At 76.9% G+C, this 26,153-nt stretch carries 24 protein-coding genes and 1 other RNA gene; 14 read left to right on the forward strand and 11 right to left on the reverse strand.

What is annotated here, in order from left to right; translation table 11 throughout:
* Positions 1 to 1,317, forward strand: a complete 1,317-nt coding sequence (locus ACZ3J7_RS04450) for an MFS transporter (protein ID WP_465616754.1) — start codon at positions 1 to 3, stop codon at positions 1,315 to 1,317.
* A gap of 10 nt (positions 1,318 to 1,327) precedes the next feature.
* Here ACZ3J7_RS04450 and ACZ3J7_RS04455 read toward each other — a convergent pair whose 3' ends face one another.
* Entirely contained in the window at positions 1,328 to 1,552 is a 225-nt protein-coding gene (locus ACZ3J7_RS04455) for a hypothetical protein (protein ID WP_465616756.1), read from the reverse strand.
* 113 nt (positions 1,553 to 1,665) lie between these two features.
* Between ACZ3J7_RS04455 and map the strand changes: the two genes are divergently transcribed.
* On the forward strand, positions 1,666 to 2,511 hold the full coding sequence (gene map / locus ACZ3J7_RS04460; protein ID WP_465616758.1) for a type I methionyl aminopeptidase: 846 nt from the start codon (positions 1,666 to 1,668) through the stop codon (positions 2,509 to 2,511).
* 90 nt (positions 2,512 to 2,601) lie between these two features.
* Here the strand turns inward: map and ACZ3J7_RS04465 are convergent, their stop codons facing one another.
* Entirely contained in the window at positions 2,602 to 3,306 is a 705-nt protein-coding gene (locus ACZ3J7_RS04465; protein ID WP_465616760.1) for a bifunctional DNA primase/polymerase, read from the reverse strand.
* A 411-nt stretch (positions 3,307 to 3,717) separates the two neighbouring features.
* Here ACZ3J7_RS04465 and ACZ3J7_RS04470 point away from each other — a divergent pair, with 411 nt between their 5' ends.
* The gene (locus ACZ3J7_RS04470; protein ID WP_465616762.1) at positions 3,718 to 3,936 is read left to right on the forward strand and encodes a hypothetical protein; all 219 of its coding nucleotides are present in this window, start codon (positions 3,718 to 3,720) and stop codon (positions 3,934 to 3,936) included.
* A 10-nt stretch (positions 3,937 to 3,946) separates the two neighbouring features.
* Here the strand turns inward: ACZ3J7_RS04470 and ACZ3J7_RS04475 are convergent, their stop codons facing one another.
* Positions 3,947 to 4,621, reverse strand: a complete 675-nt coding sequence (locus ACZ3J7_RS04475) for a PadR family transcriptional regulator (RefSeq protein ID WP_465616763.1) — start codon at positions 4,619 to 4,621, stop codon at positions 3,947 to 3,949.
* A gap of 161 nt (positions 4,622 to 4,782) precedes the next feature.
* On the opposite strand from ACZ3J7_RS04475, the gene ACZ3J7_RS04480 reads away from it, so the two are divergent.
* From ACZ3J7_RS04480 to ACZ3J7_RS04490, 3 genes are all read left to right on the forward strand, one after another.
* Positions 4,783 to 5,181, forward strand: a complete 399-nt coding sequence (locus ACZ3J7_RS04480; RefSeq protein ID WP_465616765.1) for an ACT domain-containing protein — start codon at positions 4,783 to 4,785, stop codon at positions 5,179 to 5,181.
* An 89-nt stretch (positions 5,182 to 5,270) separates the two neighbouring features.
* On the forward strand, positions 5,271 to 6,296 hold the full coding sequence (locus ACZ3J7_RS04485) for a serine hydrolase domain-containing protein (protein WP_465616767.1): 1,026 nt from the start codon (positions 5,271 to 5,273) through the stop codon (positions 6,294 to 6,296).
* Positions 6,297 to 6,438: 142 nt separating this feature from the next.
* Positions 6,439 to 6,885 carry a DUF7144 family membrane protein gene (locus ACZ3J7_RS04490; RefSeq protein WP_465616769.1) on the forward strand — a complete coding sequence of 149 codons (447 nt, stop codon included), beginning with the start codon at positions 6,439 to 6,441 and terminating at the stop codon, positions 6,883 to 6,885.
* Between the two features lie 136 nt (positions 6,886 to 7,021).
* Here ACZ3J7_RS04490 and ACZ3J7_RS04495 read toward each other — a convergent pair whose 3' ends face one another.
* A complete protein-coding gene (locus tag ACZ3J7_RS04495) occupies positions 7,022 to 7,579 on the reverse strand; it encodes a GlcG/HbpS family heme-binding protein (protein WP_465616771.1) in 558 nt (185 codons plus the stop codon).
* Between the two features lie 239 nt (positions 7,580 to 7,818).
* On the opposite strand from ACZ3J7_RS04495, the gene ACZ3J7_RS04500 reads away from it, so the two are divergent.
* A complete protein-coding gene (locus ACZ3J7_RS04500) occupies positions 7,819 to 9,033 on the forward strand; it encodes a sensor histidine kinase (RefSeq protein WP_465616773.1) in 1,215 nt (404 codons plus the stop codon).
* A 59-nt stretch (positions 9,034 to 9,092) separates the two neighbouring features.
* Positions 9,093 to 9,722 (forward strand): response regulator, encoded by a 630-nt coding sequence (locus ACZ3J7_RS04505; protein WP_465616775.1) that lies wholly within the window; start codon positions 9,093 to 9,095, stop codon positions 9,720 to 9,722.
* 58 nt (positions 9,723 to 9,780) lie between these two features.
* On the opposite strand, the gene rnpB is transcribed toward ACZ3J7_RS04505, so the two are convergent.
* The 3 genes from rnpB to ACZ3J7_RS04520 form a co-directional block, all read right to left on the reverse strand.
* Positions 9,781 to 10,182: RNase P RNA component class A (gene rnpB, locus ACZ3J7_RS04510), an RNA gene on the reverse strand.
* A gap of 52 nt (positions 10,183 to 10,234) precedes the next feature.
* A complete protein-coding gene (locus ACZ3J7_RS04515) occupies positions 10,235 to 11,698 on the reverse strand; it encodes an MFS transporter (RefSeq protein ID WP_465616777.1) in 1,464 nt (487 codons plus the stop codon).
* A 75-nt stretch (positions 11,699 to 11,773) separates the two neighbouring features.
* Positions 11,774 to 13,228, reverse strand: a complete 1,455-nt coding sequence (locus tag ACZ3J7_RS04520; protein WP_465616779.1) for an RNB domain-containing ribonuclease — start codon at positions 13,226 to 13,228, stop codon at positions 11,774 to 11,776.
* Positions 13,229 to 13,326: 98 nt separating this feature from the next.
* Here ACZ3J7_RS04520 and ACZ3J7_RS04525 point away from each other — a divergent pair, with 98 nt between their 5' ends.
* Positions 13,327 to 13,866 (forward strand): DUF3995 domain-containing protein, encoded by a 540-nt coding sequence (locus ACZ3J7_RS04525; RefSeq protein WP_465616781.1) that lies wholly within the window; start codon positions 13,327 to 13,329, stop codon positions 13,864 to 13,866.
* Between the two features lie 165 nt (positions 13,867 to 14,031).
* Positions 14,032 to 14,832: a peroxide stress protein YaaA gene (yaaA, locus tag ACZ3J7_RS04530; protein WP_465616783.1), complete on the forward strand. Its 801-nt coding sequence runs from the start codon at positions 14,032 to 14,034 to the stop codon at positions 14,830 to 14,832.
* 138 nt (positions 14,833 to 14,970) lie between these two features.
* Here yaaA and ACZ3J7_RS04535 read toward each other — a convergent pair whose 3' ends face one another.
* The 3 genes from ACZ3J7_RS04535 to ACZ3J7_RS04545 are packed head-to-tail and all read right to left on the reverse strand — an operon-like array spanning position 14,971 to position 17,752.
* Positions 14,971 to 16,134 carry a bifunctional RNase H/acid phosphatase gene (locus tag ACZ3J7_RS04535; RefSeq protein ID WP_465616785.1) on the reverse strand — a complete coding sequence of 388 codons (1,164 nt, stop codon included), beginning with the start codon at positions 16,132 to 16,134 and terminating at the stop codon, positions 14,971 to 14,973.
* A gap of 4 nt (positions 16,135 to 16,138) precedes the next feature.
* Positions 16,139 to 16,879 carry a zinc ribbon domain-containing protein gene (locus ACZ3J7_RS04540; RefSeq protein WP_465616787.1) on the reverse strand — a complete coding sequence of 247 codons (741 nt, stop codon included), beginning with the start codon at positions 16,877 to 16,879 and terminating at the stop codon, positions 16,139 to 16,141.
* Positions 16,880 to 16,915: 36 nt separating this feature from the next.
* Positions 16,916 to 17,752: a Nif3-like dinuclear metal center hexameric protein gene (locus tag ACZ3J7_RS04545; protein ID WP_465616789.1), complete on the reverse strand. Its 837-nt coding sequence runs from the start codon at positions 17,750 to 17,752 to the stop codon at positions 16,916 to 16,918.
* A gap of 515 nt (positions 17,753 to 18,267) precedes the next feature.
* Here ACZ3J7_RS04545 and lanL point away from each other — a divergent pair.
* The 3 genes from lanL to ACZ3J7_RS04560 all read left to right on the forward strand — a co-directional run bounded on the left by lanL (position 18,268) and on the right by ACZ3J7_RS04560 (position 23,389).
* Positions 18,268 to 21,048 carry a class IV lanthionine synthetase LanL gene (gene lanL / locus ACZ3J7_RS04550; RefSeq protein WP_465616791.1) on the forward strand — a complete coding sequence of 927 codons (2,781 nt, stop codon included), beginning with the start codon at positions 18,268 to 18,270 and terminating at the stop codon, positions 21,046 to 21,048.
* Positions 21,049 to 21,093: 45 nt separating this feature from the next.
* Positions 21,094 to 23,001 (forward strand): alpha/beta fold hydrolase, encoded by a 1,908-nt coding sequence (locus tag ACZ3J7_RS04555; RefSeq protein WP_465616793.1) that lies wholly within the window; start codon positions 21,094 to 21,096, stop codon positions 22,999 to 23,001.
* Between the two features lie 235 nt (positions 23,002 to 23,236).
* Positions 23,237 to 23,389 (forward strand): hypothetical protein, encoded by a 153-nt coding sequence (locus tag ACZ3J7_RS04560; RefSeq protein ID WP_465616795.1) that lies wholly within the window; start codon positions 23,237 to 23,239, stop codon positions 23,387 to 23,389.
* A 143-nt stretch (positions 23,390 to 23,532) separates the two neighbouring features.
* Here the strand turns inward: ACZ3J7_RS04560 and ACZ3J7_RS04565 are convergent, their stop codons facing one another.
* Positions 23,533 to 24,612: a Zn-dependent alcohol dehydrogenase gene (locus ACZ3J7_RS04565; RefSeq protein ID WP_465616796.1), complete on the reverse strand. Its 1,080-nt coding sequence runs from the start codon at positions 24,610 to 24,612 to the stop codon at positions 23,533 to 23,535.
* A 145-nt stretch (positions 24,613 to 24,757) separates the two neighbouring features.
* Here ACZ3J7_RS04565 and ACZ3J7_RS04570 point away from each other — a divergent pair, with 145 nt between their 5' ends.
* A complete protein-coding gene (locus ACZ3J7_RS04570) occupies positions 24,758 to 26,101 on the forward strand; it encodes a M48 family metallopeptidase (protein ID WP_465616798.1) in 1,344 nt (447 codons plus the stop codon).
* Positions 26,102 to 26,153 lie beyond the last annotated feature (52 nt).

Here is a 26,153-nt window from a genome sequence, read left to right on the forward strand (position 1 = left end):
GTGACCGAAGACGCCCCGTTCCTGCGCCGACTGCTCCCGGACCTCGCGCCCTGGCGGGCCTCCCGGGACTTCCGGCTGCTCTGGCTCTCCGGGTGCGTCACCGGCTTCGGCAGCTTCCTGACCTTCGTGGCGCTGCCGATCCAGATCAAGGAGCTGACCGGCTCGACCTTCGCGGTGGGGCTGGTCGGCGCGTTCGAGCTGGTGCCGCTGGTGGTGTTCGGCCTGTGGGGCGGCGCCCTGGCGGACGCGCTGGACCGGCGCCGGCTGGTGCTGCTCAGCGAGGCCGGGCTGGCGCTGCTGTCGGCCCTGATGCTGGCCAACGCCCTGCTGCCGCACCCGATGCTGTGGCCGATCTACCTGGTCGCGGCACTGGTCGCGGCGCTGGACGGGCTGCAGCGCCCGGCGCTGGACTCGATGGTCCCCCGGGTGGTGGCGCACGACCAGCTGCCCGCCGCGTTCGCCCTCAACTCGCTGTACCGCAACGTCGCCTCGGTGGCCGGCCCGCCGCTGGCGGGCGTGGTGGTCGCGGTGGCCGGCGCCCGCAGCGCCTACGCGCTGGACCTGCTGACCTTCCTGGTCTCGCTGGCGCTGATCGCCCGGATGCGCCCGGTCCCGCCCGCCGGGAGCGCCGGGGCGCCCTCGCTGCGCAGCATCGGCCAGGGCCTGGCGTACGCCTGGAGCCGCAAGGACCTGCTGGGCACCTACGCGATCGACCTGGTGGCGATGCTGTTCGCCTACCCGGTGGCGCTGTACCCGTTCCTGGCCGCGACGCTGGACGCCGAGTGGGCGCTCGGCCTGCTGTACGGGGCGACGGCGGCCGGCGCGCTGCTGGTCGCGGCGACCGGCGGCTGGACGGCCCGGGTGCACCGGCACGGGCGGATGCTGCTGTTCGCGGCGCTCGGCTGGGGCGGCGCGATGGCGCTGGCCGGCCTGGCCGGGAACGTCTGGCTGGTGCTGCTGTTCCTGGCGGTGGCGGGCGGCGCCGACCAGGTCAGCGGGGTCGCCCGGTCGACGATCTGGAACCAGTCCATCCCCGACGAGCTGCGCGGGCGGCTCGCCGGGGTGGAGCTGCTGTCGTACTCGGTGGGCCCGCAGCTGGGCCAGGTCCGGGCCGGCGGCATGGCCGCGCTGACGGGCGTGCGCGGCTCGATCTGGGCCGGCGGGCTGCTGTGCGTGGCGGGCGTGGTCGCGCTGACCGCGGCGATCCCGAAGCTGCTCGCCTGGGACTCGCGCACCGACCCGCACGCGCTGGCGGTCAAGGCCCAGCACGAGCGGCGGGCGGCGGCTGAGGCGGCGGAGGCCGCCGGGGTGTCGTGACGGGCGGGCGTCAGCCCTCCGCGCGCGGCTCCCGGTCGTTCCAGCGCGGGTCGTCCCGCCACTCCTGGTTGCGCTCGGCGGCGGTCTCCAGGGCCCGGGCGGCCTCCTCCCGGGTCGGGTAGGGGCCGAGCCGGTCCTTGGCCGGGCAGTCCGGGCCCTCCTCGACCTTGCCGTGCTTGATGCAGTAGAACCACTCCCCCGGCTGCCCGGTGGGCTTGCTGCGCCCGAACACCATCGTCTGCTCCTCCCGTCCTGCCGGCACCCCGGCGGTCACCGGTGATCTTTCCCGCGGCCCCGGCCGCGCACACGGCCGGGGCCGGCCGGGCGGCGGCCGATAGACTCGCCGTCATGGCTCTGGTACCCGGCACGCTGTCCCCCACCCGCAAGGTCCCCGCGCACATCGCGCGTCCGGAGTACGTCGGCAAGCCCGCGCCGACCCCGTACACCGGCCCCGAGGTGCAGGACGCCGAGACGATCGAGAAGATGCGGATCGCCGGCCGGATCGCGGCGCGGGCGATGGCCGAGGCGGCGAAGCTGATCGCCCCCGGCGTCACCACCGACGAGCTGGACGCCGTCGCGCACGCCTACATGTGCGACCACGGCGCGTACCCGTCGGACCTCGGCTACCGGGGCTTCCCGAAGTCGATCTGCACCTCCGTCAACGAGGTGATCTGCCACGGCATCCCGGACTCGACCGTGCTGCGGGACGGCGACATCGTCAACATCGACGCCACCGCGTTCATCCACGGCGTGCACGGCGACCTGAACGCCACCTACCCGTGCGGCGAGGTGGACGAGGAGTCCCGGCTGCTGGTCGAGCGCACCGAGGAGGCGCTGAACCGGGCGATCAAGGCGGTCAAGCCGGGCCGGCAGGTCAACGTGATCGGCCGGGTGATCGAGTCGTACGCCAAGCGCTTCGGCTACGGGGTGGTGCGCGACTTCACCGGCCACGGCATCAACACCTCGTTCCACTCCGGCCTGATCATCCCGCACTACGACAGCGAGCGGGCCACCGAGGTGATCAAGCCCGGGATGACCTTCACCATCGAGCCGATGCTCACCCTGGGCACCCACGACTACGAGATCTGGCCGGACGGCTGGACGGTGGTCACCAAGGACCGCAAGCGCACCGCCCAGTTCGAGCACACCCTGCTGGTCACCGCGGACGGCGCGGAGATCCTCACCCTGCCCTGACCGGGCACCACGACCGGACACCACGGCGGCCCGCCCCCCACGCGGTACGAGGGGGCGGGCCGCCGTCAGCACAACCGTTCCTGCGCGGGCTCAGCCGATCAGCCACTGCTCCTGGGCCACCGCGCCGACCTCGGTGCAGGCGTCGGTCAGCACGTCCAGCACCCGCAGCGGGTCCGGCAGCGGGTGCTCGGGGCCGCGCAGCCAGCGCACCTCGGAGCCGTCCGGCAGCGCGGCCGGCGGGACGAGGGTGTACGAGCCGCGGCAGTGCCAGCGCAGGCCGGGGTGCTCGGAGACGGTGTCGGGGGTGGAGTCCAGCGCGCTGGTCCACCACTCGTCCTCGTCCTGCGGGGTGCCGCGGGTGGCGGTGAAGAAGAGGTACCGGTCGGCGCCGACGGCGGCCACCGGGCCGACCACGCCGAGCGCCGCCAGCCGCTCCAGGGCCAGCACGCCGGCCTCGGCCGGGACGTCCAGCACGTCGTGCGCGCGGCCGGTCGCGGTGACGAAGTTCGCCTCCGGGTCCCGGGACAGCCAGTGCGCCAACTGCTCGGCGTCGGTGGTGGCCTGGGACTGCCAGGCGAAGGACAGCGGGTGCTGGGCCGGAGCCGGACAGCCGACCCGGTCGCACGAGCACCGGTGCCCGGCCGGGTGCGCGGCGGGCGCCATCGGGAACCCCGCCCCGGCCGCCCCCAGCAGCAGGTCCAGCCTCGCGGCCGCGTCCCCTCCGGTCCCGGCGGCCTCCTGGCGTTCCCGCCGGTCCCGCCGCCACCAGGACGTCCACCTGCTGCTGGCTTCCATCTGGCCCCTTCCGCCCGCACCTGCCTGAGCTGCCGTGCCAGGTACGGCACGGCCACCTACGCAACAAACGACGCCAACGCACGGACCCACCCGCTGCTTCCCGAGGGCCCGCCGCGCGCTCCGGCGTCCTGCCGCCGGCCTGGCCGGGATCTCCGGCAGCCGGCGTCCGCGGCGGGTACGGGGCGCTCGGTCGCGCTCGACGGACGGGCGCGCCTCGGCGCGCCCCGCCCGGCCCGTACGGGCCCGCGGACCCGGGTGGACCCCGGGGGCGTACGTAGCAGGATAAGGCTCCCGGGACCCTCCGGATGACCGGGGGCGGTGCCGCCCCCGTCACACCCGCTCCACACCGCCGCTGCGCGACCCCCACACCCGGCCCGGCCGGACGGCCCGGGCCGCGCCTACCCTGGACGGGTGAAGAGCGCCGACACCGAGTTCATCGGGGGCCCGCTGGACGGCCGGGTCCTGCCCGTGCCGCTGGGCATGATGCACACCGTCCCGAAGGTCTACCGGGTGCCCGTCCCCGCGTACGGGGACACCCCGGCGGTCACCCTGGTCTACCGCCGCGCCAAGGAGTACGGCCCCAAGGGGGGACGCTACCGCTGGCGCTACGAGTACGACCCCGGGACCTGAGCCGGTCCCGTCAGGCCTCCTCGGCCAGGATCAGGTACAGCTTCTTCTTCGTCTCGGCCAGCACCGCGAGACCCTTGGCCCGCTGCTCCTCGGTGCCGGTCGCCATCACCTGCCGCACCGCCTGGTCGACCGCCGCGAGCGCGGCGCCGACCTCCTGCACGGCCTCCCAGTCGTCGCGCCGGCCGGCCTCGTCCCACGGGGACGCGCCGCCGCGCCCGGCCTCGGCCCGGCCCTGCTCGGTCAGTTCGAACAGCTTCTTGCCGGACGTGTCGTCGGCCTTGACCAGCCCCTCCTCCTCCAGCATCTGGAGGGTCGGGTAGACCGAGCCCGGGCTGGGCCGCCAGACCCCGCCGGTGCGCTCGCCGATCTCGGTGATCATCTCGTAGCCGTGCATCGGGCGCTCCCGCAGCAGCGCGAGCAGCGAGGCCCGCACGTCACCGCGCCGGGCCCGCCCGCCGCGCCTGCCACCGCCGCCGTGCCCGCGCGGGCCGTGCCCCCCGAACCCCCGCCCGCGCGGACCGAACCCCGGCCCGAACGGCGGCACCGGCCGCTCCGGCACGCCGAACGGCCCGAACGCCGGCCGCCCCTCGAACCCCTCGGCCCCCTCGCCGGGCACGCCCGGCCGCCCCGGGCCGCCGGCCCAACGACGCCGGCCCTCACCACTGAAACGCCTGTCGCCACGCATGACGACCACCTGCCTTCCCTCGGGAACGGACACTCCTCTTCTCGAAGCATCCCGATAACTCGACGATATATCGCTAAGTATCGGAAGACAACCCCTCCCGATCGCCGCCCGGCCGGTGCGCCGCCGCCCGCGCGCTCCGCCGGACGCACTACCGTGACGCCATGGCAGGCGAACAGGACCTCGACGAACTGCTCTCCGGGCTGCGCCCCGTCCGCAACCCGGGGCGCTACGTGTACTGCACCCTCCCCGGGCGGGTGCCCGCCGGACTGCGGCCGGTGGTGACCGTGGCGGAGCCCGAGGGGGTCACCTTCGTGGTCGCGCAGGAGGAGGCCGACGCGCTCGGCCTGCCCTACGCGTACGTCGCGGCCTGGCTGACCCTGCAGGTGCACTCGGCGCTGGAGGCGGTCGGGCTGACCGCCGCCGTCGCGACCGCGCTCGCCGGGCACGGCATCGGCTGCAACGTGGTGGCCGGCTTCCACCACGACCACCTGTTCGTCCCCGTGCACGAGGCCGACCGCGCCCTGGAAGCGCTCGCCGCGCTCGCCGCGTCCCGCTCCTGAACGGGTCCGGTGGCCTGGTTCCGGCGCCCTGGTTCCGGCGCCCTGGGCGGGTGACAATCCGGGAGGGGGATCCGGAGGAGGGGGACGCCGTGCCGACCGATCCGCAGGAGTGGGCGCGGGCCACCGCCGCCGCGCTGGGCGCCGTGCTGGGCGAGGCGGTGGACGCCGGGCGGTTCCCCGGCGGGGTGCTGGTCGCCGGGCAGGCCGGGGCCGGGCGCGCGGTGGCCGGGCGCGGGCTGGTCGCCCCCGAGTGCGGCGACGCCCGGCCCGACGAGCACACCCGCTACGACCTGGCCTCGCTCACCAAGGTGCTCGCCACCTGGCCGCTGGTCGGCGAAGCCGTCCGGGCCGGACTGCTCGACCCGGACGCCCCGCTGCGCGCCGCCTTCCCCCGACTGCCCTCCCCCGGCGCCGACCTGACGGTCACCCAGCTGCTGAGCCACACCTCCGGACTGCTCCCGCGCACCGGCCTGGCCCGGTACGAGCACACCGGCCGGCCGCTGGTCGAGCACCTGTGCGCCGAACCGCTGGTCTCCGCGCCCGGCGCGCTGCACCGGTACGTCGACCGCGGCTTCGTGCTGCTCGGCCTGCTGCTGCCCGAACTGCTCGGCCGCCCGCTGCACGAGCTCGCCGCCGACCTCTGGCGCGGACTCGGCCTGACCGCCACCGCCTACGGCCCGCTGCCGCGCGGGCCGCGGCTCGCCCCGACCGAGCAGCGCCTCGGCGGCGCGCCCCGCACCTGGGGCGTCCCGCACGACCCGAGCGCGGCCCTGCTCGGCGGGGTGGCCGGGCACGCCGGGGTGTTCTCCACCGCCGCCGACCTGGCCGGCTACGCCGAGCACCTGCTCGGCCCGGACGGGCCGCTGCCCGCCTGGTTCGCCCGCAGCCGCCGCCCGCTGGCCGCCGTCGAACCGGGCCTGCACCGCGGCCTGGCCTGGCTGGTCACGGCCGACGGCGCGGTGGCCTACCACCACGGCTTCACCGGCACCAGCCTCTACCTCGCCCCGGGCACCGGCCGGTACGTGGTGCTCTGCACCAACGCGGTCTACCACGGGTGGGACCGGGCCCGGCTGGCCCCGCTGCGGGCGCTGGCGCTGCGCGCGCTGCGGCCCTGAGCCTCCGGGTCCGGTCCGGGCGGGCGGTGGCGGCGGGGGCGGTCCGGGCCGGGGCGTTCACCCGGATGGAGTCGCCCGAATGCCCGGGGGCGGGCGGTGGCGGAGGGTCGGGGGCAAGACCTGCTTCGGCCTAGGAGGTTCCATGAGCTCGTCTGTCGGTCCCACCGCGACACCGCCGCCCGCCGGATCACGCGCCGGTGCGGCCAGGCCCCCGCAGAACAGGGGCTGGGTCTCCGGAATGGTGCTGTTCGCCGGTGTGGTCATGCTGGTGACCGGTGTCCTCGAAGTGTTCCGCGGCATCATGGCGATCGCCGAGGACGACGTGTTCGTCACCACGCCCCGCTACGTCTTCAGGTTCGACCTGACCTCCTGGGGCTGGATCCACCTGGTGATCGGCGTGCTGGTGGCGCTGGTCGGCTTCTTCGTGGTCAAGGGCGCGGCCTGGGCCCGGATCGCCGGTATCTTCCTGGTCTCGCTCGGCCTGATCGGCAACTTCCTGGACCTGCCGTACTACCCGCTGTGGTCCCTGGTGATCATCGCGCTGGACGTGTTCGTGATCTGGGCGCTGGCCGTCTACCGGGAGGACTGAGCCCGGGGACCGCACCCGGGAACCGGCCCCGGACACGCCGGACGGCCCCGTGGGCCCGCTCGTCGTCGAGCGGGCCCACGGGGCCGTGCGCCACCCGGCCGCGGGGGGTCGGCCGGGCGCCGTCACCGGGGGCGGGTCACTTGTTGAGCGCGTCCACGCCGGCCTGGGCGAACTGCTCGTCCTGGTCCCCGCTCGGGGCGCCGGCCACGCCGACGGCCGCGATCGGGGCGCCCTTGACCTGGACCGGGGCGCCGCCGCCCAGGAACAGGGTGCCGGGGATGTCCTTCAGGTTCGGGGCCTGGGCCAGGCGCTTGACCAGCTCGGAGGTCGGGGCGTTCCAGGACACCGCGGTATAGGCCTTGCGCTCGGCCGACTCGAAGGACTGCGGGCCGGCGCCGTCGCCGCGCAGCTCGACGATCACGTTGCCGTTGCGGTCCACGACGGCGACGGAGATCTTCTGGCCGGCCTTGGCGGCGGCGTCCAGGCTGGCCTGGGCGGCCTTGGTGGCGGCCTCGACCGTCAGGTGGGTGGACTGGAAGGTGTTCTTGTTCTGCACGTCGGAGGTGGCGGCGGTGGCGGGGGCCACGTTCGGGGTCTCGGCGCTGGCGGTGACGGCGCCGACGACGCTGGCTCCGACCGCGGCGACCGCGACGGCACCGGTGACGACGCGGGTGCGGGTGCTCAGCTTCTTCATGTTCGGCTCCTGTGACTGGGCCCCGGGGGGCGGCGGTTCGTCGCCGGATTCCTGTGTGCTCCGGCCTCGCCCTCCATGTTTCGTCCCGGACCCCCTTCCCCGGATCGGCGAACCGGCTCGCTCCGCGGAGCATGATGGACGACGTCCGTGTCAACCGATCGGCTGATGCGCGGGCCGCCGCCGGGGTCCACCATCCCCCTGTGGGCGGGACGGAACCGGCCCGGAGCGAGGAGGCAGGCATGATGCGTCACCCCATGTCCCGGTCGGTCGACCCGGACGCGGGCTGGCTCACGGTCGTCATGCGGCTGGCCTTCCTGCTGCTGCTCGGCACCTCCCTGTACCGGTACCTGGCGCACCACCTGCACAGCCCGCTGACGCCGTGGGTGGTGGGGCTGAGCCTGGCCCTGGCGGCGGGCCACCTGACGGGGCTGTCCGAGCGGCGGCCGGCCTGGCTGGCGGCGGTGCTGGCCTGCTGGGCGGTGCTGGTGCTGATGGCGCCGAGCTTCGCCTGGTGCGCCGTCCCGCTGGTGTACAGCGTGCTCCGGACGCTGCCGCCGCGGGCCGCGATCCCGCTGGTGACGGCGCTGACGGTGCTGGTGGTGGTCTCCGAGCTGCGGCTGCCGGGCGGCTTCGACCCGACGATGGTGCTGCTGCCCCCGGCCGTCGCCGCGCTGGCCACCGCCGTGTTCCTGTACATGCAGCGGCAGGGCGCCCGGCAGCGCGAGCTGATCGTCGACCTGATCCGGACCAGGCGGGAGCTGGCCGCGGTGGAGCGCCGGCAGGGCGCGCTCGCCGAGCGGGAGCGGCTGTCCGTCGAGATCCACGACACCCTCGCCCAGGGCCTGTCCAGCCAGCAGATGCTGCTCCAGGCCGCGGAGCGGACGTGGCGGAACGACCCGGCGGCCGCCCTGGAGCACGTCCGGACGGCCGCCTCGATCGCCGCCCGGAACCTCGCCGAGGCCCGCCGCTTCGTCCACGACCTCGCCCCGGCCGACCTCGCCGAGCAGGGCACCCTGGAGGCCGCGCTGGAGGCGCTGGCCGACCGGGAGGCCGCCGAGAGCGGCCTGACCGTCCGCTTCCACCTGGACGGCACGCCCGCCCCGATGCCGGCCGCCGCGCAGTCCGCGCTGCTGCGGATCGCCCAGGGCGCGCTGGCCAACACCCGGGAGCACGCCCGCGCCGGGCAGGCCTCGATCACCCTGTCCTACCTGGGCGACCAGGCCGTGCTGGACGTCGCCGACGACGGCTGCGGCTTCGCCCCGGCCCGCACCGGCCGGGGTGAGCGGGCCGAGCGCGGCGAGCGCGGCGAGCAGCGCTCGGCCGACGGGAGCCGGGGGCACGGCCTGCCCGCGATGCGGGCCCGGCTGCGCCAGCTCGGCGGCACCCTGACCATCGAGTCCGCCCCGGGCGAGGGCACGGTGGTGTCCGCGGCCATCCCGCTGGCCGACCGCTGAGCCGCGGCCGGCGGGGTGCGCCCGCACCGGTAGCGTCGACGGCAGGAGAGGAGAGGTTCATGAACGACACCGTGCGGCTGGTCATCTGCGACGACCACGCCATGGTCCGGGCCGGGCTGCTGGCCCTGCTGTCCAGCGACCCGGCGATCGAGGTGGTCGGCGAGGCCAGCACCGGGGAGGAGGCCGTCTCGCTGGCCGCCGCCCTCCGGCCGGACGTGGTCCTGATGGACCTCCAACTGGGCGGGGGCATCGACGGCGTGGAGGCCACCCGGCGGATCCTGGCCGGCCCCGGCGCCAGCCACGTCCTGGTGCTGACCACCTTCGACACCGACACCGACATCAGCCGGGCGATCAACGCGGGCGCCACCGGCTACCTGCTGAAGGCCGAGAAGCCGGAGGAGCTGTTCGCCGCCATCCGCTCCGCCGCGGCCGGCCGCCCCGCCCTCTCCCCGCCGATCGCCTCCCGGATGATGGCCCAGATGCGCTCCCCGCTCCCCCAGCTCACCGACCGCGAGCAGGACATCCTCGACCAACTCGGCCAGGGCCTCGGCAACCGGGAGATCGCCCGCGCCCTCTTCATCAGCGAGGCCACCGTCAAGACCCACCTCGGCCGGATCTACGCCAAGCTCGGCGCCGACACCCGCTCCGGCGCGGTCGCCATCGCCAAGGAACGCCGCCTGCTGCGCTGAGGACCCGCCACCGGCGGAAGGCGGCCGGAACGCCCTCCGGGCGGGGCCCGGAGGGCGGCGGACGAGTCGGCCTGTACGCCGGGTTCTGTCTCCCTGGTCGCTCGCGCGGCCGGGGGAGGCGGCCATCCATCTAGGGCTGCCGTTGCCGACAGCCTCGTGCGGTCTACCCGCGAGCTCGGGCGAGCAGCCCTCGAACACTCGCGCACGGTGCCCGGGGGCACCGATCTTGACCTTGCTCCGAGTGGGGTTTACCGAGCCGGCCGAGTCACCTCGGTCGCTGGTGGTCTCTTACACCACCGTTTCACCCTTACCCTCCGCCGAAGCGGTGGGCGGTCTGTTTTCTGTGGCACTGTCCCGCGGGTCACCCCGGGTGGGCGTTACCCACCACCCTGCTCTGTGGAGCCCGGACGTTCCTCGGCGGGTCCTCGAAGGGACCCGACGCGACCGCCCGGCCGGCTCGTCCGCCGTACTGGCCATCGTATCGGCTCCGCGGGGTGCCGCCGCACCGCGGGTCAGCGGGTGCAGCGGGCGGCGTCCGCGGGGGCCGGGGCGGGGAGGCGGTCGGAGCGGGCGGCGACCCGGGCGGCGGTGGCGGTCGCCCAGGGGGTGGTGGTGAGCAGGCCGAGGGCGAGGACGGTCAGGCCGAGGCCGGTGACGATCCACCAGCCGACGTGGGTGGCGGGGGCGAAGCCGCCGGCCCGGGCGACCGCGCTGGTGACCGCGGCGCCGATCACGGCGACGCCCAGCGACTGGCCGACCTGCCGGCTGGTGGAGGCGACCGCGGCGGCCACCCCGGCCTGGGAGAGCGGCATGCCGGAGACCGCGGAGTTGGTGATCGGGGCGTTCGCCATGCCGAAGCCGAGGCCGAACAGCGCGTACGCGGGCAGCAGCAGGAGCGCGGAGGAGTCGGCGGTCATCCGGGTCAGCAGCAGTCCGCCGGCGGCGATGCCGCCGCCCGCCACCAGCAGGGGCAGGCGCGGGCCGCGCCCGGCCACGATCCGGCCGGAGAGCGGGGCGCCGAGCAGGGCGAGGCCGGCCATCGGCAGCGTCCACAGGCCGGCCGCCACCGGGCCGAGGTGGCGGACGTCCTGGAGGTACAGGGCGTTCAGGAAGAGGAAGCCGCTGAGCGAGGCGAACGCGCAGACCGCGGTGACGGTGGCGCCGGTGAACGGGACGCTGCGGAAGAACCGGGGGTCGACCAGCGGTTCGGCGACCCGGCGCTCCCAGAGCGGGAAGGCGACCAGCGCGACGAGGGCGAGCGCGGCCAGGGCGAGGATGCCGGGCGAGGTCCAGCCGTGGCCGGGGCCCTCGATGATCGCGGCGGTGCCGCAGCCGAGCAGCGCCACCATCAGCAGCTGGCCGACCGGGTCGAGCCGGCGGGCCCGGGGCGCCCGGGACTCCGGCACGTGGCGCAGCGTCAGCAGCCAGGCGGCCAGCCCGATCGGGACGTTGATCAGGAAGATCGACGGCCAGCCCGCGGTGTCCACCAGGAAGCCGCCGACCAGCGGGCCGAGCGCCATGCTGACGCCGATCACGCCGCCCCAGACGCCGATCGCCCGGGCCCGCTCGGCCCGGTCGGTGAAGGTGTTGGTGATGATCGACATGGCGACCGGGTTCATCATCGACCCGCCGACCGCCTGCACCGCGCGGAAGCCGATCAGCCAGCCGAGTCCGGGCGCGAGGCTGCACAGCAGCGAGCCGAGGACGAACAGCAGCAGGCCGGTCGTGAAGACCCGCTTGCGGCCGATCCGGTCGGCCACCGAGCCGGAGAGGATCAGCAGCGAGGCCACCACCAGCGTGTAGGCGTCGATCACCCACTGCAGGCCGGAGGCGGGCGCGTCCAGGTCCCGCTGGATGGCCGGGAGCGCGAGGTTGGCGACGGTGTTGTCCAGGCTGGCGACGAACAGGCTGGAGCAGCAGACGGCCAGGATCAGCAGCCGGCGCCGGCGGTCCGGAGCGGTGCTCGGTCGAGTCACCGTCCGATCATCGCACCGTGTACCTGACACTTCGACAGGTGTTCGCATGCCGAGACGGCGGTCCGGATCGCGGGATCACGGCGCCGCGGCCAGCGCGAACCGGACGGTCCGGGTGGCCGGGTCGGCCAGCGCCAGCCGGACCGTCACCCGCCGGCCCAGCGGCAGCCCGCCGGGGGCGTCGCACTTGGCGACCACCGCCGGGTCGCGCAGCTGCACGGTGCCGACGGTGGGACGCCGCTCGTCCACGTCGACCACCACCGCCTCGAACTCCTCGCCCTCCCGGCCGCGCAGCAGCTCGGCCTCCACCAGGTCCACGCAGGCCCGCTCGACCTCGTGCGCCCGCCGGTCGCCGGACTCCATCAGCCCGGGCACCAGCGGCAGCGCGTCGCGCACCCAGCCCGGCACCTCGGTGCCGCCCGCCACCGCCGCGCAGACCTCCAGCGCGTACCGGTCGCCGAGCCGGCGCAGCGGCGCGGTGCAGTGCGCGTACGGGGCGGCCAGCGCGGCGTGGCCGGGGTCGGCGGGCGGGGCGGTGCCGCGGGCGGTGTCGAAGGCCCGGTAGCCGGCGCCGCGCAGCAGGCCGGTGCACTCGTTGAGGAAGGCGGCGTCGGCGGTCCGGGCCGGGTCGAGCGAGCGGACCAGCGCCGGGTAGGGCACGTCCGCCGGCCAGTCGACGCCGAGCGCGGCGGCGGTGCGGCGCAGCCGGGCGTACGCGGACTCGGGCGCGGCGGGCAGGGTGCGCAGCAGGCCGGTCCCGGCGTCCAGCATGAGTTCGGCGGCGGCCATGCCGGTGAGCAGCGAGATCTGCGCGTTCCAGCCCTCGGCGGGACGCGGGGCGCGGTAGCCGAGCCGGTAGCCGCCGTCGACGGCGGACACCTCCTGCTCGGGGACGGGCAGGCTGACCCCGCCGCGCTCCGCCTCGCGGGCCTCGCGCAGCGCGCCGACCTCGGCGAGCAGCAGCAGCTGCTCGTCGGCCCGGCCCGCGTCGATCGCGGCCTGGGCCCCCGCGTAGTCGAGCCGCCGCCGGGAGCGGACCCGGGCCCGGCGCAGGTCGGCCAGCACCAGCGCGCCGTCCGCGTCCAGGTCGAGCTGCCAGAGCAGCGCGGGCCGCGGTTCGCCGGGCAGCAGGCTGGCCGCGCCCTCGGACAGCCGGGCCGGGTGCAGCGGCACGTTGCCGTCCGGGAAGTACAGCGTCTGGACGCGGTGCCCGGCCTCGGTGTCGACCGCCCCGCCCGGGGTGACGAACGCGGCGACGTCGGCGATCGCGTAGTGCACCCGGTAGCCGGTGCCGCGCCGGGCCAGCCGCATCGCCTGGTCGAGGTCGAGCGAGCCCGGTGGGTCGAGCGTGAACAGCTCCAAGTCGGTGGCGTCGAACTCCGGCAGCCGGGGCAGCGCGGCCGCCCGGTCGGCCTCCGCGAGGACCTCCGGCGACCAGTCGGTGCGGATCTCCAGGCGGGTCCTGAGGTCGGCGAGTTCGGTGTTGATCCTGGCGGTCTGGGCGGCCCGGACGCTGAGGTGTCGGCGCGGCATGCTCGCAGCGTAAGCGGCGCTAGCGTGGAAGGCGCGGTGAAACAGCCGTGAAGGCGGTTGTGGCGCACGGGGATTGACCACCGGAAGGGGTGACGGCCGTGGCGGTGCGGACGGGTACGGGAGAACTGGCCTGCGACGGGTGCGGGCGGCGGGCCTGCGACGGGTGCCGGCCGCCCGGGCGCGGCGCCGGCGGGGAGGTGGCGGCGGCCGGGCCCGGGGTGCGGACCACCGCGCTGGCGGTGGCCGGCGCGCTGGCGGCCCTCGGCGGGTTGCACGCGGTGTGGGCGCGCTCGCCCTGGCCGTGCCGCGACCGCGCGGAGTTCGCCGAACTGGTGGTCGGCACCGTGCCCGAACGCCTCCCCTCGCCGGCGGCCTGCCTCGGTGTCGCCGGCCTGCTCGGCACCGCGGCCGGCCTGGTCGCCGCCCGGGGCGGCGTCCTCCCGCCCGTCGGTCCGCGCCGCGTGCGGGCCGTCGGCGCGGCGGGCGTCGCGGCCGTCCTGCTGGCCCGCGGCCTGGCCGGCCCCCTCCTGCTCGCCGATCGCGGCCCGCGCTTCGTCCGCCTCGACCGCCGCCTGTACGCGCCCCTGTGCGCCGCCCTCGGCACGGGCGCGGCGGTGGTCGCCGCGAAGGGCCGCTGACCGGGCCCGCGCCCGGTGCCGTACGCCCCGCCCGCCCGCGCCCACCGGGCGTTCCCGCTGCGCCGGCCGGGTGCGGCGGGATTCGGGGGGCGGGCGGGCCGGTCGTTAGGGTGGGGCGGGTTCGGGTGGCGAGGGTCGCCGAGGGTTGTCGCGAGGAGTTTCGCCGTGCTGGTTCTGCTGCCGCCGTCGGAGGGGAAGGCCGCGCCGGAGGCGGGCGCGCCGGTGGACCTGGCGGAGCTGTCGCTGCCGGAGCTGACCGGGGCGCGGCGGCGGGTACTCGGGGCGCTGGTGGAGCTGTGCGCGGGGGACGGGGACCGGGCCGCCCAGGTGCTGGGGCTGAGCAAGGGGCTGCGCGGGGAGGTCGACAAGAACGCCGGCCTGCTGACCTCGGGGGCGCGCCCGGCGGGCGAGGTGTACACCGGGGTGCTGTTCGACAACCTGGGCCTGGCCAAGCTGGACGAGGCCGCGTACGCCCGGGCGGAGCGTTCGCTGCTGGTGTTCTCCGGGCTGTGGGGGGCGGTGCGGATCGGTGACCGGATCCCGCCCTACCGCTGCTCGATGGGCGTGAAGCTGCCCCCGCTGGGCGCGCTCGGCCCGTACTGGCGGGGCGAGTCGGACGCGGCGCTGGCCGCGGCGGCCGGCGACGGCCTGGTGCTCGACCTGCGCAGCTCGGCGTACGCGGCGGCGTGGAAGCCCGCGGGCGCGGTCGCGGGCCGGACGGTGACGGTGCGGGTGCTGCAGGAGCGCGAGGTCGACGGCGTGCTGAAGCGCTCGGTGGTCTCGCACTTCAACAAGGCCACCAAGGGCCGCCTGGTCCGCGACCTGCTCGCGGCCGGCCTGGAGCCGACCGCCCCCGGCGAACTGGTCGACGCGCTGGAGCAGTTGGGCCACCGGGTGGAGGTCTCGGCGCGCGGCACCGACCGCAAGCCGTGGCAGCTGGACGTCGTGGTGACCGACGTCCACTGACCGGGGGCGGACGGGGGCGGGCGGGGGCGGGCGGGAGCAGGCGGGCGACGTCAGTCGAGGAGGTTGACGGTCGTCAACTGTTTGACGTCCGACAACTGATGGACGTCGGTAGTCGAGCCGCCGTCCGGCCGCGCCCGCTCAGCGCAGGTGCGAGGTGTCGTTGAGCAGCCGCAGCGAGGCGTTGCCGTCGCTGTAGTACTGGACGGCGCTGAGCGCGGCGGCGGACAGCTCCATCCGGTGCACGGCGTCCGGCGGGGCGCCGAGGGCGAGCCGGACCAGGGTCTTGATCGGGCTGACGTGCGAGACCACCAGCACGGTCTGTCCGGCGTGCCGGGCGGCGATCAGGTCGCGGGCCCGGGCGACCCGTTGGGCGAGCGTGGTGAGCGACTCGGCGCTGCCGGTGGGCTTGGCCCGGGGGGAGCCGAGCCAGGTGGTGAGGTCGGCGGGGTGGCGTTCCATCACCTCGGCGAAGGTGAGGCCCTCCCAGGCGCCGAAGTCGAGTTCGCGCAGGCCCTCCTCGATCCGCACCTCCAGGCCGAGCCGGCAGGCGGTGGCCTCGGCGGTCTGCCGGGTGCGGAGCATCGGGGAGGCGACCACGGCCTGGACGGTGCCTCGGGCGGCCAGCGCGTCGGCGGCCCGCTCGGCCTGCCAGCGGCCCTTCTCGGAGAGGCCGGGGTCGCTGCCGGTGCTGCCGGAGAAGCGCTTGAGCGGGGTGAGCGGGGTCTCGCCGTGCCGCAGCAGCACCAGGGTGGTGGGGGTGCCGAGGTCGGCGGGCGCGGCCCAGCCGGCCCGGGGGGCGGACGCGGCGGACGCGGCGGGCAGCGGTTCGTCGGCGGTGGCGCCGGAGACGGGCGCGGCGGGCCGGGGGGCGGGCTCCCACGGGCGGCCGCGCTGTCCGGCGTCCATCGCCTCGTTGGCAAGCCGGTCGGCGTCCTTGTTGCGCTCGCGCGGGATCCAGCCGTACGTGACGTTCCCGGCCGGCAGGACGGCGCGGGCCTCGGCGGCCAGCGGGCGCATGTCGGGGTGCTTGACCTGCCAGCGCCCGGACATCTGCTCGACGACCAGCTTGGAGTCCATCCGGACCTCGACCCGGGCGTCCGGGTCGAGGTCGCGGGCGGCCCGGAGGCCGGCGATCAGTCCCCGGTACTCGGCGACGTTGTTGGTGGCGTGGCCGATGTACTCGGCGGCCTCGACCAGGACCTGCCCGGTGTCGGCGTCGCGGACCACCGCGCCGTAGCCGGCCGGCCCCGGGTTGCCCCGGGATCCGCCGTCGGCCTCGACCAGGTACCGGGCGCCCGCCACCGGGTCAGACGCCCGACTCGCCGGTGCGGACCAGGATCCGGCCGCAGTTCTCGCAGCGCAGCACCTTGTCCGCGGGCTCGGCCTTGATCGCGTTGAACTCGGTGATCGAGAACTCGGTGCGGCAGCCCTCGCAGCGGCGCTGGTAGAGCCGGGCCGCGCCGACGCCGCCCTGCTGCTCGCGCAGCCGCAGGTAGGTCTTCATCAGGTCGGCGGGGAGGACGTTGGCGATGGCCTCCCGGTCGCGGCGGACCTTCTCGGCCTCGGCGTCGAGCTCGGCGAACTTGGCGTCCCGGCGGCCCTCGGCCTCGGCGACCACCACGGCGGAGTGCTCCAGGCGGGCGGTCAGCTCGACCACCCGGGTCTGCGCGGACTCCAGGCGCTCCATCACCTCCAGGACGATGTCCTCCAGGTCGCCCTGGCGCTTGGCGAGCGAGGCGTTCTCGTGCTGGAGGTTCTCCAGGTCCTTGGGCGAGACCGCGCCGGAGTCCATCCGCTGCTGGTTGCGGGCGGCCCGGCTGCGGACCTGCTCGACGTCCGCCTCGGCCTTGGCCTGCTCGCGGGTGGTGTCGCCGAGCTGGGCCTGGGCGGCGACGACCAGGTCCTTGAGGGCGTTGTGGTCGGCGGTGGCCTTGTCGATCTCGGCGTGCTCGGGCAGGGTGCGGCGCCGGTGGGCCAGCTGGTCGAGGCGGGAGTCGAAGGCCTGCAGGTCGAGCAGGCGGATCTGGTCGGCGGGCGCGGCGTTCACGCGGCAGGGCTCCTGTTGAGTTGGTTCGGCGGGAGGTCAGGGGGCGTACGGCATCGGCGCGTGCGCCGTCCACGGGTCGGTGACCCGGGTGGAGACGCGGGTCTCCAGCGGCCAGCCGCGACGGTCGGCGCGGCCGGTGAGCTCGCGGGCGGCGAGGGTGAGCCAGGGCCACTCGGTGGCCCAGTGCGCGGCGTCGACCAGGGCGACCGGGGCCGCCTCGACGGCCTCGGAGGCCGGGTGGTGCCGCAGGTCGGCGGTGACGTACGCGTCGACGCCGGCCTTGCGGGCCTCGGCCAGGAAGGAGTCGCCGGAGCCGCCGCAGACCGCGACCCGGCGCACGGGGCGCTCCGGGTCGCCGGCGGCGCGGACGCCCGCGGCGGTGGCGGGCAGCCCGGCGGCGACCCGGGCCGCGAACGCGGCCAGCGTCATCGGCTCCGGGAGCTCGCCGATCCGGCCGCTGCCCCGGCGGCCCGCCGGGTCGGTCGGGTCGGCCACCAGCGGGCCGGTGACCTTGAGTCCGACGGCCTCGGCGAGGGCGTCGGAGACGCCCGGGTCGGCGTGGTCGGCGTTGGTGTGGGCGACGTGCAGCGCGATGTCGTGCTTGATCAGGGTGTGCACCACCCGGCCCTTGAAGCCGGTCGCGGCGACCGTGGTGGTGCCGCGCAGGTAGAGCGGGTGGTGGGTGACCAGCAGGTCGGCGCCCCACTCGACGGCCTCGTCCACCACGGCCTGCACGGGGTCGACGGCGAACAGCACCCGGCGGACCTCCGCCCCGGGGTCGCCGCAGACCAGGCCCACCGCGTCCCAGGACTCCGCCCAGTGCGGGGGGTAGACCTCTTCGAGCACGGCGATGACGTCGGACAGTTTCGGCACCTGTCGAGACTACCGCGTGCCACGGCCGGGCCCGGCCGCGCTCCCGAACGGGCTCCCGGTCGGGCTCCCGGTCGGGCTCCCGGTCGCGGGCGGGACGGCGGCCCGCCCCGGCCCGTCGCACACCCGCACGTCAACCCCGCGCCTCCGGCCCCGGACGCCCCGCCGCCCGCCCGCTCGGCCCTCGACCGGCGCCACCCCCGGCCGCACGCGGGGGTGCGGGCGCACGCCGAACCCGGAGCCGATCACCCTTACGGGTGAAGTGACCCGACCGGTGTTGAGTCACACCCGCCCCGAAAGTAAATTCTGGTCCTGCGAACGGGAGTTACCCCGGCCCGGGGGGTCGGAAAAAGCGGTCCGCCGGAATTCCCCCGAGGAATTCGGCGACCGCCCCGGGGTCCCGTGACTTCCGCAGACCGTTCGGTCGAGTCCACCGCGAAGGGGTGTGAGCACACATGGGGGCGGGCACACCGCTGCGCAGGGCGGGAGGACCGGGGACGGTCGACGACGAGCCGGGTGTGGACGGCACGTTGGTGGAGGTGGCACGGGCGGCCGTCACCGGCAGCAGGGCCCGGGGAGGCGGCGGCGACTGGACGGTCGCGGTCGAGGGCTCCTGGTGCACGGTGCGGCCGCCCGGCCGCGAACCCCCCGCCCAGGGCTGGCGGCTGCACGTCAGCGCGGCCTCCTCGGTCGCCTTCGAGGTGCTGTCCGCGGTCGCCGCGGCCGTCGCCGAGGACCCGTGTCCGTTCTCCTTCCCGGCCGACCGCGGGAAATTGCACGACATCAACGCGCGGGACCGGGAATTCGAATCGTCCGGGAAATTCATCACCGTCCACCCGCGGGACGACGGGCAATTCCGGCGGCTCGCCGCGGAACTGCACCTGGCCACCGCCGGACTGCCGGGGCCGACCGTCCCGACCGACCGCCCGTACCGGCCGGGCAGCCTGGTGCACTACGGCTACGACGCGTCCGCCGCCCGGCCCGTGCTGGGCAACGACGGCGACTACCGGCCGGTGCTGCGCACGCCCGGCGGCGCCCTGGTCCGGGCGGTGCCCGGGCGCCGCCCGCCCTGGGTGGCCGACCCCGTCGAGGGGGCGGGATCGACCACCGGCGGCAGACCCGCCGCCGCAGGACCCGCCGCCGCGGGACCCGCACCCGGGGGACCCGCCGGGGCGCTGCCCGCCCGGCCCGGGCCCGGTGCGCGGCACGGCGGCGGCGGGCTGCTGGACGGCCGCTGGGCGGCCGTCCCCCGCCCGGGGAGCGGGCGCTGGGTGTTCCCCGGCCTCGACCGGACCACCGGGGAGCCGGTGGTGGTCAAGCAGGCCCGGGCGCACACCGAGACCGACCGGTCCGGCACCGACGCCCGCGCCGCGCTGCGCCGCGAGGCCGCGCTGCTGGACCGGCTCGCCGACAGCGGCCTCACGCCCCGACTGCTCGCCCTGGTCGAGCGGTCGGACGCGCTGTTCCTGGTCCGCGAGCACCTGCCCGGGCTACCGCTGGGCGACTGGGTCACCGCCCGGCTGCGCCGCGACGGCACCCCCGGCGTGCCGTGGGAGGAGGCCCGCCCGGTCGCGCTCGCCCTGCTCGACCTGGTCGAGGAGGTGCACCGGCGCGGCCTGGTGCTGCGCGGCCTCTCCCCGGACAGCGTGCTGGTCTCCCCCGACGGCACGCTCCGCCTGCTCGACCTCGAAGCGACCGTCCCGGTCGGCTCCCCCGCCGCCCCGGGCGGCGTCCCGGGCTACCGCGCCCCCGAGCAGCGCGGCCTGCGCCCGGTCTGCCCGGCCGGCCCCGCCAGTGACCTGTACGCGCTCGGCGGGCTGTACTTCCTGCTCGCCACCGGCCACCACCCGCTGCTGCCGGACGACCTGCCGCTGGCCCGCCCGGTGGCCGAGCGCCTCGGCCGCTGGCTGGCGCTGGCCGCCCGCGAGGGCGGCACCGCCCGGCGGCTCGCCCCGCCGGTGCTGGGCCTGCGCGCCGAGAGCGCCGAACGCCGCTGGAGCACCGGGCGGGTCCGCGCCGCGCTGGCCGCCGCGCCCCCGGCCGCCGCTGCCGCCTCCGCCCCGCCGCCACTGGACCGGCTGCTGCACGACGGCCTGCGCCACCTCGCGCAGAGTGCCACCCCGCAGCGCGGCGACCGGCTGTGGCCGACCGTCCCGGACGGGGCGCGCACCGACCCGTGCAACGTCCGGTACGGCGCGGCCGGCGTCCTCGCCCTGCTGGCCCGGGCCGCCCGCGCCCCGCTGCCCGACCCCGCCCGGGAGCGGTCCCGGGCCACCGCCGCCGTGGCCGCCCACTGGATCGAGCGCCGCTGCGCCACCGAACCCGTCGTCCTGCCCGGCCTGCACCTGGGCCGGGCCGGCACCGCCTGGGCCCTGTTCGACGCCGCCGAGGCGCTCGACGACCCGGGCCTGGCCGAGCGCGCCGCCGGACTCGCCGCCCGCCTCCCGCTCGACTGGCCCGACCCCGGCCTCGCGCACGGCGCCGCCGGCGCGGGCCTCGCCCAGCTCCGCGCCCACCGGGCCACCGGCGCCCGCCCCTTCCTCGACCGGGCCGCCCGCTGCGCCCGCCACCTGCTCGCCACCAGCAGCGAGGGGCCGCCCGGCACGCTCTGGCCGGTCCCCGCCGACTTCGACTCCGCCCGGGCCGGCACCGCCCACCTCGACCACCCGCACGGCGCCGCCGGCATCGGCACCTTCCTGCTCGCCGCCGGGACGGCCCTGGCCGGCAGCGACCTGCCCGAACACGCCGCCACCGGCCGGGCCGCGCTCGCCGGGGCCGACCGCGCCGCCCGCACCCTCGCCGCCACCGCCCGCCTCGACGGGGGCGCCGCGTGGTGGCCGCACGACCCCGCCGCCCCCGCCCCCGCCCCCGCGTCCGCGGCCGCCGCCGAGGACGGCACCGCGCGGCGCTGCGACGGGACGGCCGGCATCGGCGCGTTCCTGCTCCGGCACTGGCGGGCCACCGGCAGCGCGCAGTCCCGCCTGCTCGCCCTCTCCGCCGGCCGTTCCGTGCTGGACGCCCGCTGGCACCGCGACACCACCGCGTACGGTCTGGCCGGCGACGGCGAGTACCTGCTCGACCTGTTCCAGGCGACCGGCGAGAGCCGCTTCCGGCACGCCGCCCACGACCTGGCCGCCCTGATCGCCGCCCGCACCGCCCTGCGGGACGGTCTCCTCGTCCTCCCCGACCGCACCGGTACCGCCGCCACCCCGGCGTACCACACCGGTACCGCCGGCCCGCTCGCCTTCCTCCTCCGCCTGCGCCACGGCGGGCCGGGCCTGTGGACGGTCCCGCAGTGACGGGGCCCCGGCGGCCCGTCCTCCCCGTGCGCCGAAAGGTTTCCGATGGACACGCAGCCCGTACGGCGGGTCGGCTTCACGTTCGCCGGTGACGGCTCGCACGCCGCGTGCCTGGCCGCGCGGACGGACGGCGGCTGGTTCGTGGAGAGTTGGCGGCTGCCGGGGGCGGGGGCGGCGGTGCCGACCGGGCTGCCGTCGGTGGAGGACCTGCGGGCGCGTCCGCTCGCGCTGCCGGACGGCCGGGTGCTGGTGTGCCGGACGGACGGGGAGCGGCACGCGGTGGTGCTGCTGGCCGCCGGGGAGCCGGAGGCGCCGCTGGCGGGGCTGCGGGCGGCGGGGCTGCGGATGCTCGCGCTGCCGGGCCGGGCGCCCGCCGCGGTGCTGCTGGGGACGGACGCCCGCCCGGCGACGACGGTGTGGCGGCTGGCGGTGGACGGTTCGGCGCCGAAGGCCGTCGCGGAGCTGCCGGGGGTGTGCGGCGGCGGGGTGTGGCTGGACGCGGCGGGGCGGCTGCTGGCGCTGGACCGGCTGTTCGACGGGGTGCTGCGGACCGTCGTGCTGGATCTCGAACTGGGCACCTCCACACCGCTGTTGGAGCTGGGTGAGCGCAGCAACGACCGGCTGGTGCTGTTCGACCCGGCGACCGGTTTCGGCATGCTGCGCAGTGACGCCCCGGGCGTGGACCGGCTCGGCTGGGCCGTGGTCGGCGGCGGGGAGCCGGCCCGTTTCCCGGACTGCCTGCACCAGCCGGGGCGGCTGCTGCGGCCGGTCGCGGCGGCGCCGGGGCCGGAGCCGCAGGTGGTGCTGCAGGTCGACCACGGGGCGGCGTCCTCGCTGGTGCTGTGGCGGGCGGGCGAGAAGCGGCTGCGTCCGCTGCCGGTGCCGCCGGGCCGGCTGGGCGCGGTCGGGCACTGGTCGGCGGCGGGCCTGCGGATGCCGTACTCGGCGCCGGACCGTCCGGCCGGGCTGGCCACCCTGGACGTGGCGGCGCTGCTCGCCGCCGGGCCCCGGCCGGGGCCCGCCCCGATCGCCCTGCCGCTGGCGCTGGCCCCGCTGGGCGGCGGCGCGGCGCACCCGGAGCCGCCGGGGCATCCGGGGCACCCGGAGCCGGCCTCAGCCCCGGCGGGTTGGCGGCTGGACGGGTCGGCGCGGCCCGGGGACGGCGGCCGGTGGCGGCCCGCGCAGTGCCTGGAGCTGGCCGGCCCGGCCGGTCCGATCGAGGCGGTGGTGTACGGGGGCGAGTCCTGGCTGGCCGCCCCGCAGCTGGTGCTGGCGCTGCACGGCGGCCCGGCGGACGCCTGGCGGCTGGAGTTCGACCCGGCGCTGCAGCGGATGGCGGCGGACGGCCTGGCGGTGCTGGCCCCCAACCAGCGCGGCTCGACGGGCTACGGCCCCGGGTACGCGGCGGCGGTCCACGGCGCGTGGGGCGGGCCCGACCTGGAGGACGTGCTCGCCCTGCTGGACGGGGTGGCGGGGCAGCGGGCCGCGCTGGGCCTGGCGGCCCCGGCCCTGTTCGGGGTGAGCTACGGCGCGTTCCTGGCCCTGCTCGCCACCGCGCACGCCCCGGCCGGTTCGGTCTCGCGCTGCGCCGTGGTGTCCCCGTTCCTCTCCGGTGGTCGGCTGCTGGCCGAGGCCGCCGCCCCCGTCCGGGCCCTGACCCGCCGCCTGGGCGGCGACCGCCCGCTCGACGACCGCCTCGGCCCCCGCGACGTCCTGCCGCTGGTGCCCCGGCTGCACGCGCCCCTGCTGGTCCTGCACGGCGACCGCGACGAGGTCGTCCCGGTCACCCAGTCCCGCGCCCTGCGCCGGGAGCTCCTGCGCCACGGCCGCGCCGAGGGCGTCGACCTCCACTACGTCGAAGCCGCCGGCGCGGGCCACGACCTCCTCGCCGAACAGGGCTCCGCCGTCCTGCACGAACTCCTCGCCACCTTCCTCCGCACCGGGCGCCCCTGACCCCGGCGTCCCGAAGCGGCCGAACGCCTTCGGCCCCGGTTCCGCATCCCGCCCGGAGGTTCACCGCGCGCACGAGCGCCGTTTCGGTAGGCTCCGGAGCGATTCGGCCGTTGTCGTGGTCCCGTTCGGTTCGGGCCGCCGCGAGGACGGCCGGTTGCGTGCTGCCCGGGCGCCGTCCGGCGGCGCCGACCACAGACCGCCGACCGCTTTCCCCCGCACGGAGAAGACTGACCTGATGTCCGAGTCCATCGACGACACGACCGAGCACGGCCACCGCGCGCCGGGCGCCGACGAGACCGCCGACGGCGGGGCGCACGGGCGGCACCGGGGCGGCAGCGCCAGCGACGACGCTCCGGAGGCGGACCCGCACGGCCGCCACCGGCGCTGACGCCGGGCGCCCGGTCGCGGCGGGAGCAGACAGACCACACCGCACCGTCGACGCCCCCGGTTCCGGTCACCGTCCTGACCGGCGACCGGGGGCGTCGGCCGTTCGACGACGGACGCCGGTCGGCCGGCGCCGGTCGGCGGACGTCAGTCGGTGAGCAGGACGGTGCGCAGCGCCTCGCCCGCGCGCATCTGGGCGATCGCCTCGTTGACGCCTTCCAGCGGCAGCCGGTGGGTGACCATGCCGGCCAGGTCGAGCCGTCCGGCGCGCCAGAGGTCGACGGCGAGGTCGACGGTGCGGCGGACGTCGCCGCCGCCGTAGAGGGAGGGCAGCAGGCGCTTCTCGTTGAAGAAGAGTTCGCCCATGTCGAAGGAGACCTTGTCGTCGCCCGCACCGGCGCCGATCACCACGACGGCGCCGCCGCGGCGGGCGGCGTCGTAGCCGGCCCGGACGGTCGCGGCGCGGCCGACGGCCTCGATCACGTGGTCGTAGCCGCCGGCGGGCAGCCGGCGGGCGGCGCGCTTGAGCTCGTCGGGGGCGAGGGCGTCGGTGGCGCCGAAGGCGAGGGCGCGTTCGCGGCGGGAGGGGACGGGGTCGACGACGGTGATCCGGGCGGCGCCGCTGATCCGGGCGCCCTGGACGGCGGCGATGCCGACGCCGCCCGCGCCGAGCACGGCGACGGTCGAACCGGCTTCCACCTTGGCGGTGTTGACGACCGCGCCGAGGCCGGTGGTGACGCCGCAGCCGATCAGCGCGGCCAGTTCGTGGGGCAGGTCGGCGGGGACCGGGATGACGCTGTCGGCGGCGACCACCACCTCCTCGGCGAACGCGCCGGTGCTGTAGAAGCCGTACGCGTCGGTGTCGCCGCCGATCCGGAAGGTCGGGGTGGTGAGGCGGCGCAGCGAGGCGGTGCACAGGTGGGTGCGGCCGGCCCGGCAGGCGGGGCAGTGGCCGCAGGGGGGCATCCAGCAGAGCACCACCCGGTCGCCGGGGGCGAGGCCGCGGACGGCTTCGCCGACTTCGGTGATCTCGCCGGCGCCTTCGTGGCCGGGGACGAACGGGGCGGGCTGCGGGAGGACGCCGGCCATCGCGGACAGGTCGGAGTGGCAGAGGCTGGCGGCCCGGATCCGGACCCTGACCCGGTCGGGGCCGAAGCCGACCGCTTCGACGTCGTCGCGGACGTCCAGGGTGTCCTGTCCGGTCTGTCGCAGGATCGCTGCGCGCACGGGCTGCTCCGGGGGGTGAGGGCGGCGGAGGGAGGGGCGGCGGACCGTCCTCCGTGTGTATAGCGCATCGGCCGCCCGGCGGTGGCGGTCTCCGTCCGTGGAATCCGCTTCCGCCGGGCGGCCGGTTGTGGAAGCATCCGCCGCCGTGTCCACTACCGATGCCCCTGTGACCGTGGTCGAGCGCTGCCCCGGGTGCGGGAACGCGCTGGCCTCGAACGAGCGCTTCCCGACCTGGTGCCCGTCCTGCGAGTGGAACCTGCTGCCGCCGGCGCCGGCCCCGGAGGACCTGCCGCCCCGGGAACGGCGCCGGGCCGCGCGGGCGGAGCGGCGCGAGGAGAGGCTGCGCCGGGAGACCAGGGCCCGGACGGAGCAGGTGTTCGAGCTGGTGGCGGCGGGCGACTCGGCGCTGCGGCACGGCGCGGCGGTGGGCGCGTTCCTGCTGGCGGGCGTGGTGCACCTGGTGTCGCTGGCGGTGCTGCTGACCGGGGTGGCGCTGCTGGCGGGGTGGCCGGTGGCGAGTTGGCCGCTGCGGGTGCTGGGGGTGATCGCGCTGGTGGTGGCGGTGCTGCTGCGGCCCCGGCTGGGCCGGGCGAAGCGGGCGGGGGTGCTGTCGCGGCAGGACGCGCCGGCCCTGTACGGCCTGGTGGACCGGGTCGCGGCGGAGCTGGGCGCGCCGAAGGTGGACTCGATCGTGGTGGACGGCCGCTTCACCGCCTCGTTCGGGGTGCTCGGGCTGCGCCGTCACCGGCAGCTGACGATCGGCCTGCCGCTGTGGACGGTGCTGGAGCGGCAGCAGAGGGTCGCGCTGCTCGGCCACGAGATCGGGCACTGCGTGAACGGCGACAACCGGCGCGGCCTGTGGACGTGGGCGGCGCTCCGCGCGCTGTCCGAGTGGTGGTACCTGACCCTGCCGGGCCGCGACAACCAGGACTACAACAACTTCATCACGTCGATCGCCTCGGTGGTCGCCAACGTGGTGCTGGGCGCGGTGCACCTGGTGGTGCGGGCGCTGACCGGGTTGATGCACCGGCTGTGCCTGCGCAGCGGGCAGGCCGCCGAGTACCGGGCGGACGGGATGGCGGCCCGGCTGACCTCGGCCGCGGACGCCCGGGGCATGCTGCTGGCGCTGTTCAACGAGGCGACGCTGGAGACCGTGCTGGTCCGGCAGCGGGCGCTGTCGGCCCGGCGCGGCGGCGGGCGGGCGGGGCGGGCGGGCGCCGCGCCGGAGCCGGACCTGTGGGAGGCGATGGCCGCGGCGGCCCGTTCGGTGCCGGCCACCGAGGTGGAGCGCCGGGTGCGGGTCTCCGAGCGGGAGGTGTCGACGGTCGACTCCTCGCACCCGCCGACCTACCTGCGGCTGCGGATGCTGGCCGTCGCCCCGCCGCCGCCGACCGACCGGCACCCGGTGGTGCTGGACGCCGGGCAGGCCGCCGCGATCGAGGCCGAGCTGGCCCCGCGCCGGGCCCGGATCGCCGCCGACCTGCTGTGACCGGCCGCCGGACGCTCCCTACCATCCAGTAGGGTCCTGGGCAGTCACCCCC

It is taken from the genome of Kitasatospora sp. NPDC015121 (assembly GCF_055562955.1).

Coding starts and splice junctions, on each gene's coding strand:
- ACZ3J7_RS04555 (WP_465616793.1), top strand. CDS start 21,094: ATGGACACGCAGCCCGTACGGCGGGTCGGCTTCACGTTCGCCGGTGAC.
- ACZ3J7_RS04505 (WP_465616775.1), top strand. CDS start 9,093: ATGAACGACACCGTGCGGCTGGTCATCTGCGACGACCACGCCATGGTC.
- map (WP_465616758.1), top strand. CDS start 1,666: ATGGCTCTGGTACCCGGCACGCTGTCCCCCACCCGCAAGGTCCCCGCG.
- ACZ3J7_RS04455 (WP_465616756.1), bottom strand. CDS start 1,552: ATGGTGTTCGGGCGCAGCAAGCCCACCGGGCAGCCGGGGGAGTGGTTC.
- ACZ3J7_RS04480 (WP_465616765.1), top strand. CDS start 4,783: ATGGCAGGCGAACAGGACCTCGACGAACTGCTCTCCGGGCTGCGCCCC.
- ACZ3J7_RS04475 (WP_465616763.1), bottom strand. CDS start 4,621: ATGCGTGGCGACAGGCGTTTCAGTGGTGAGGGCCGGCGTCGTTGGGCC.
- ACZ3J7_RS04500 (WP_465616773.1), top strand. CDS start 7,819: ATGATGCGTCACCCCATGTCCCGGTCGGTCGACCCGGACGCGGGCTGG.
- ACZ3J7_RS04560 (WP_465616795.1), top strand. CDS start 23,237: ATGTCCGAGTCCATCGACGACACGACCGAGCACGGCCACCGCGCGCCG.
- ACZ3J7_RS04520 (WP_465616779.1), bottom strand. CDS start 13,228: ATGCCGCGCCGACACCTCAGCGTCCGGGCCGCCCAGACCGCCAGGATC.
- ACZ3J7_RS04495 (WP_465616771.1), bottom strand. CDS start 7,579: ATGAAGAAGCTGAGCACCCGCACCCGCGTCGTCACCGGTGCCGTCGCG.
- ACZ3J7_RS04465 (WP_465616760.1), bottom strand. CDS start 3,306: ATGGAAGCCAGCAGCAGGTGGACGTCCTGGTGGCGGCGGGACCGGCGG.
- ACZ3J7_RS04490 (WP_465616769.1), top strand. CDS start 6,439: ATGAGCTCGTCTGTCGGTCCCACCGCGACACCGCCGCCCGCCGGATCA.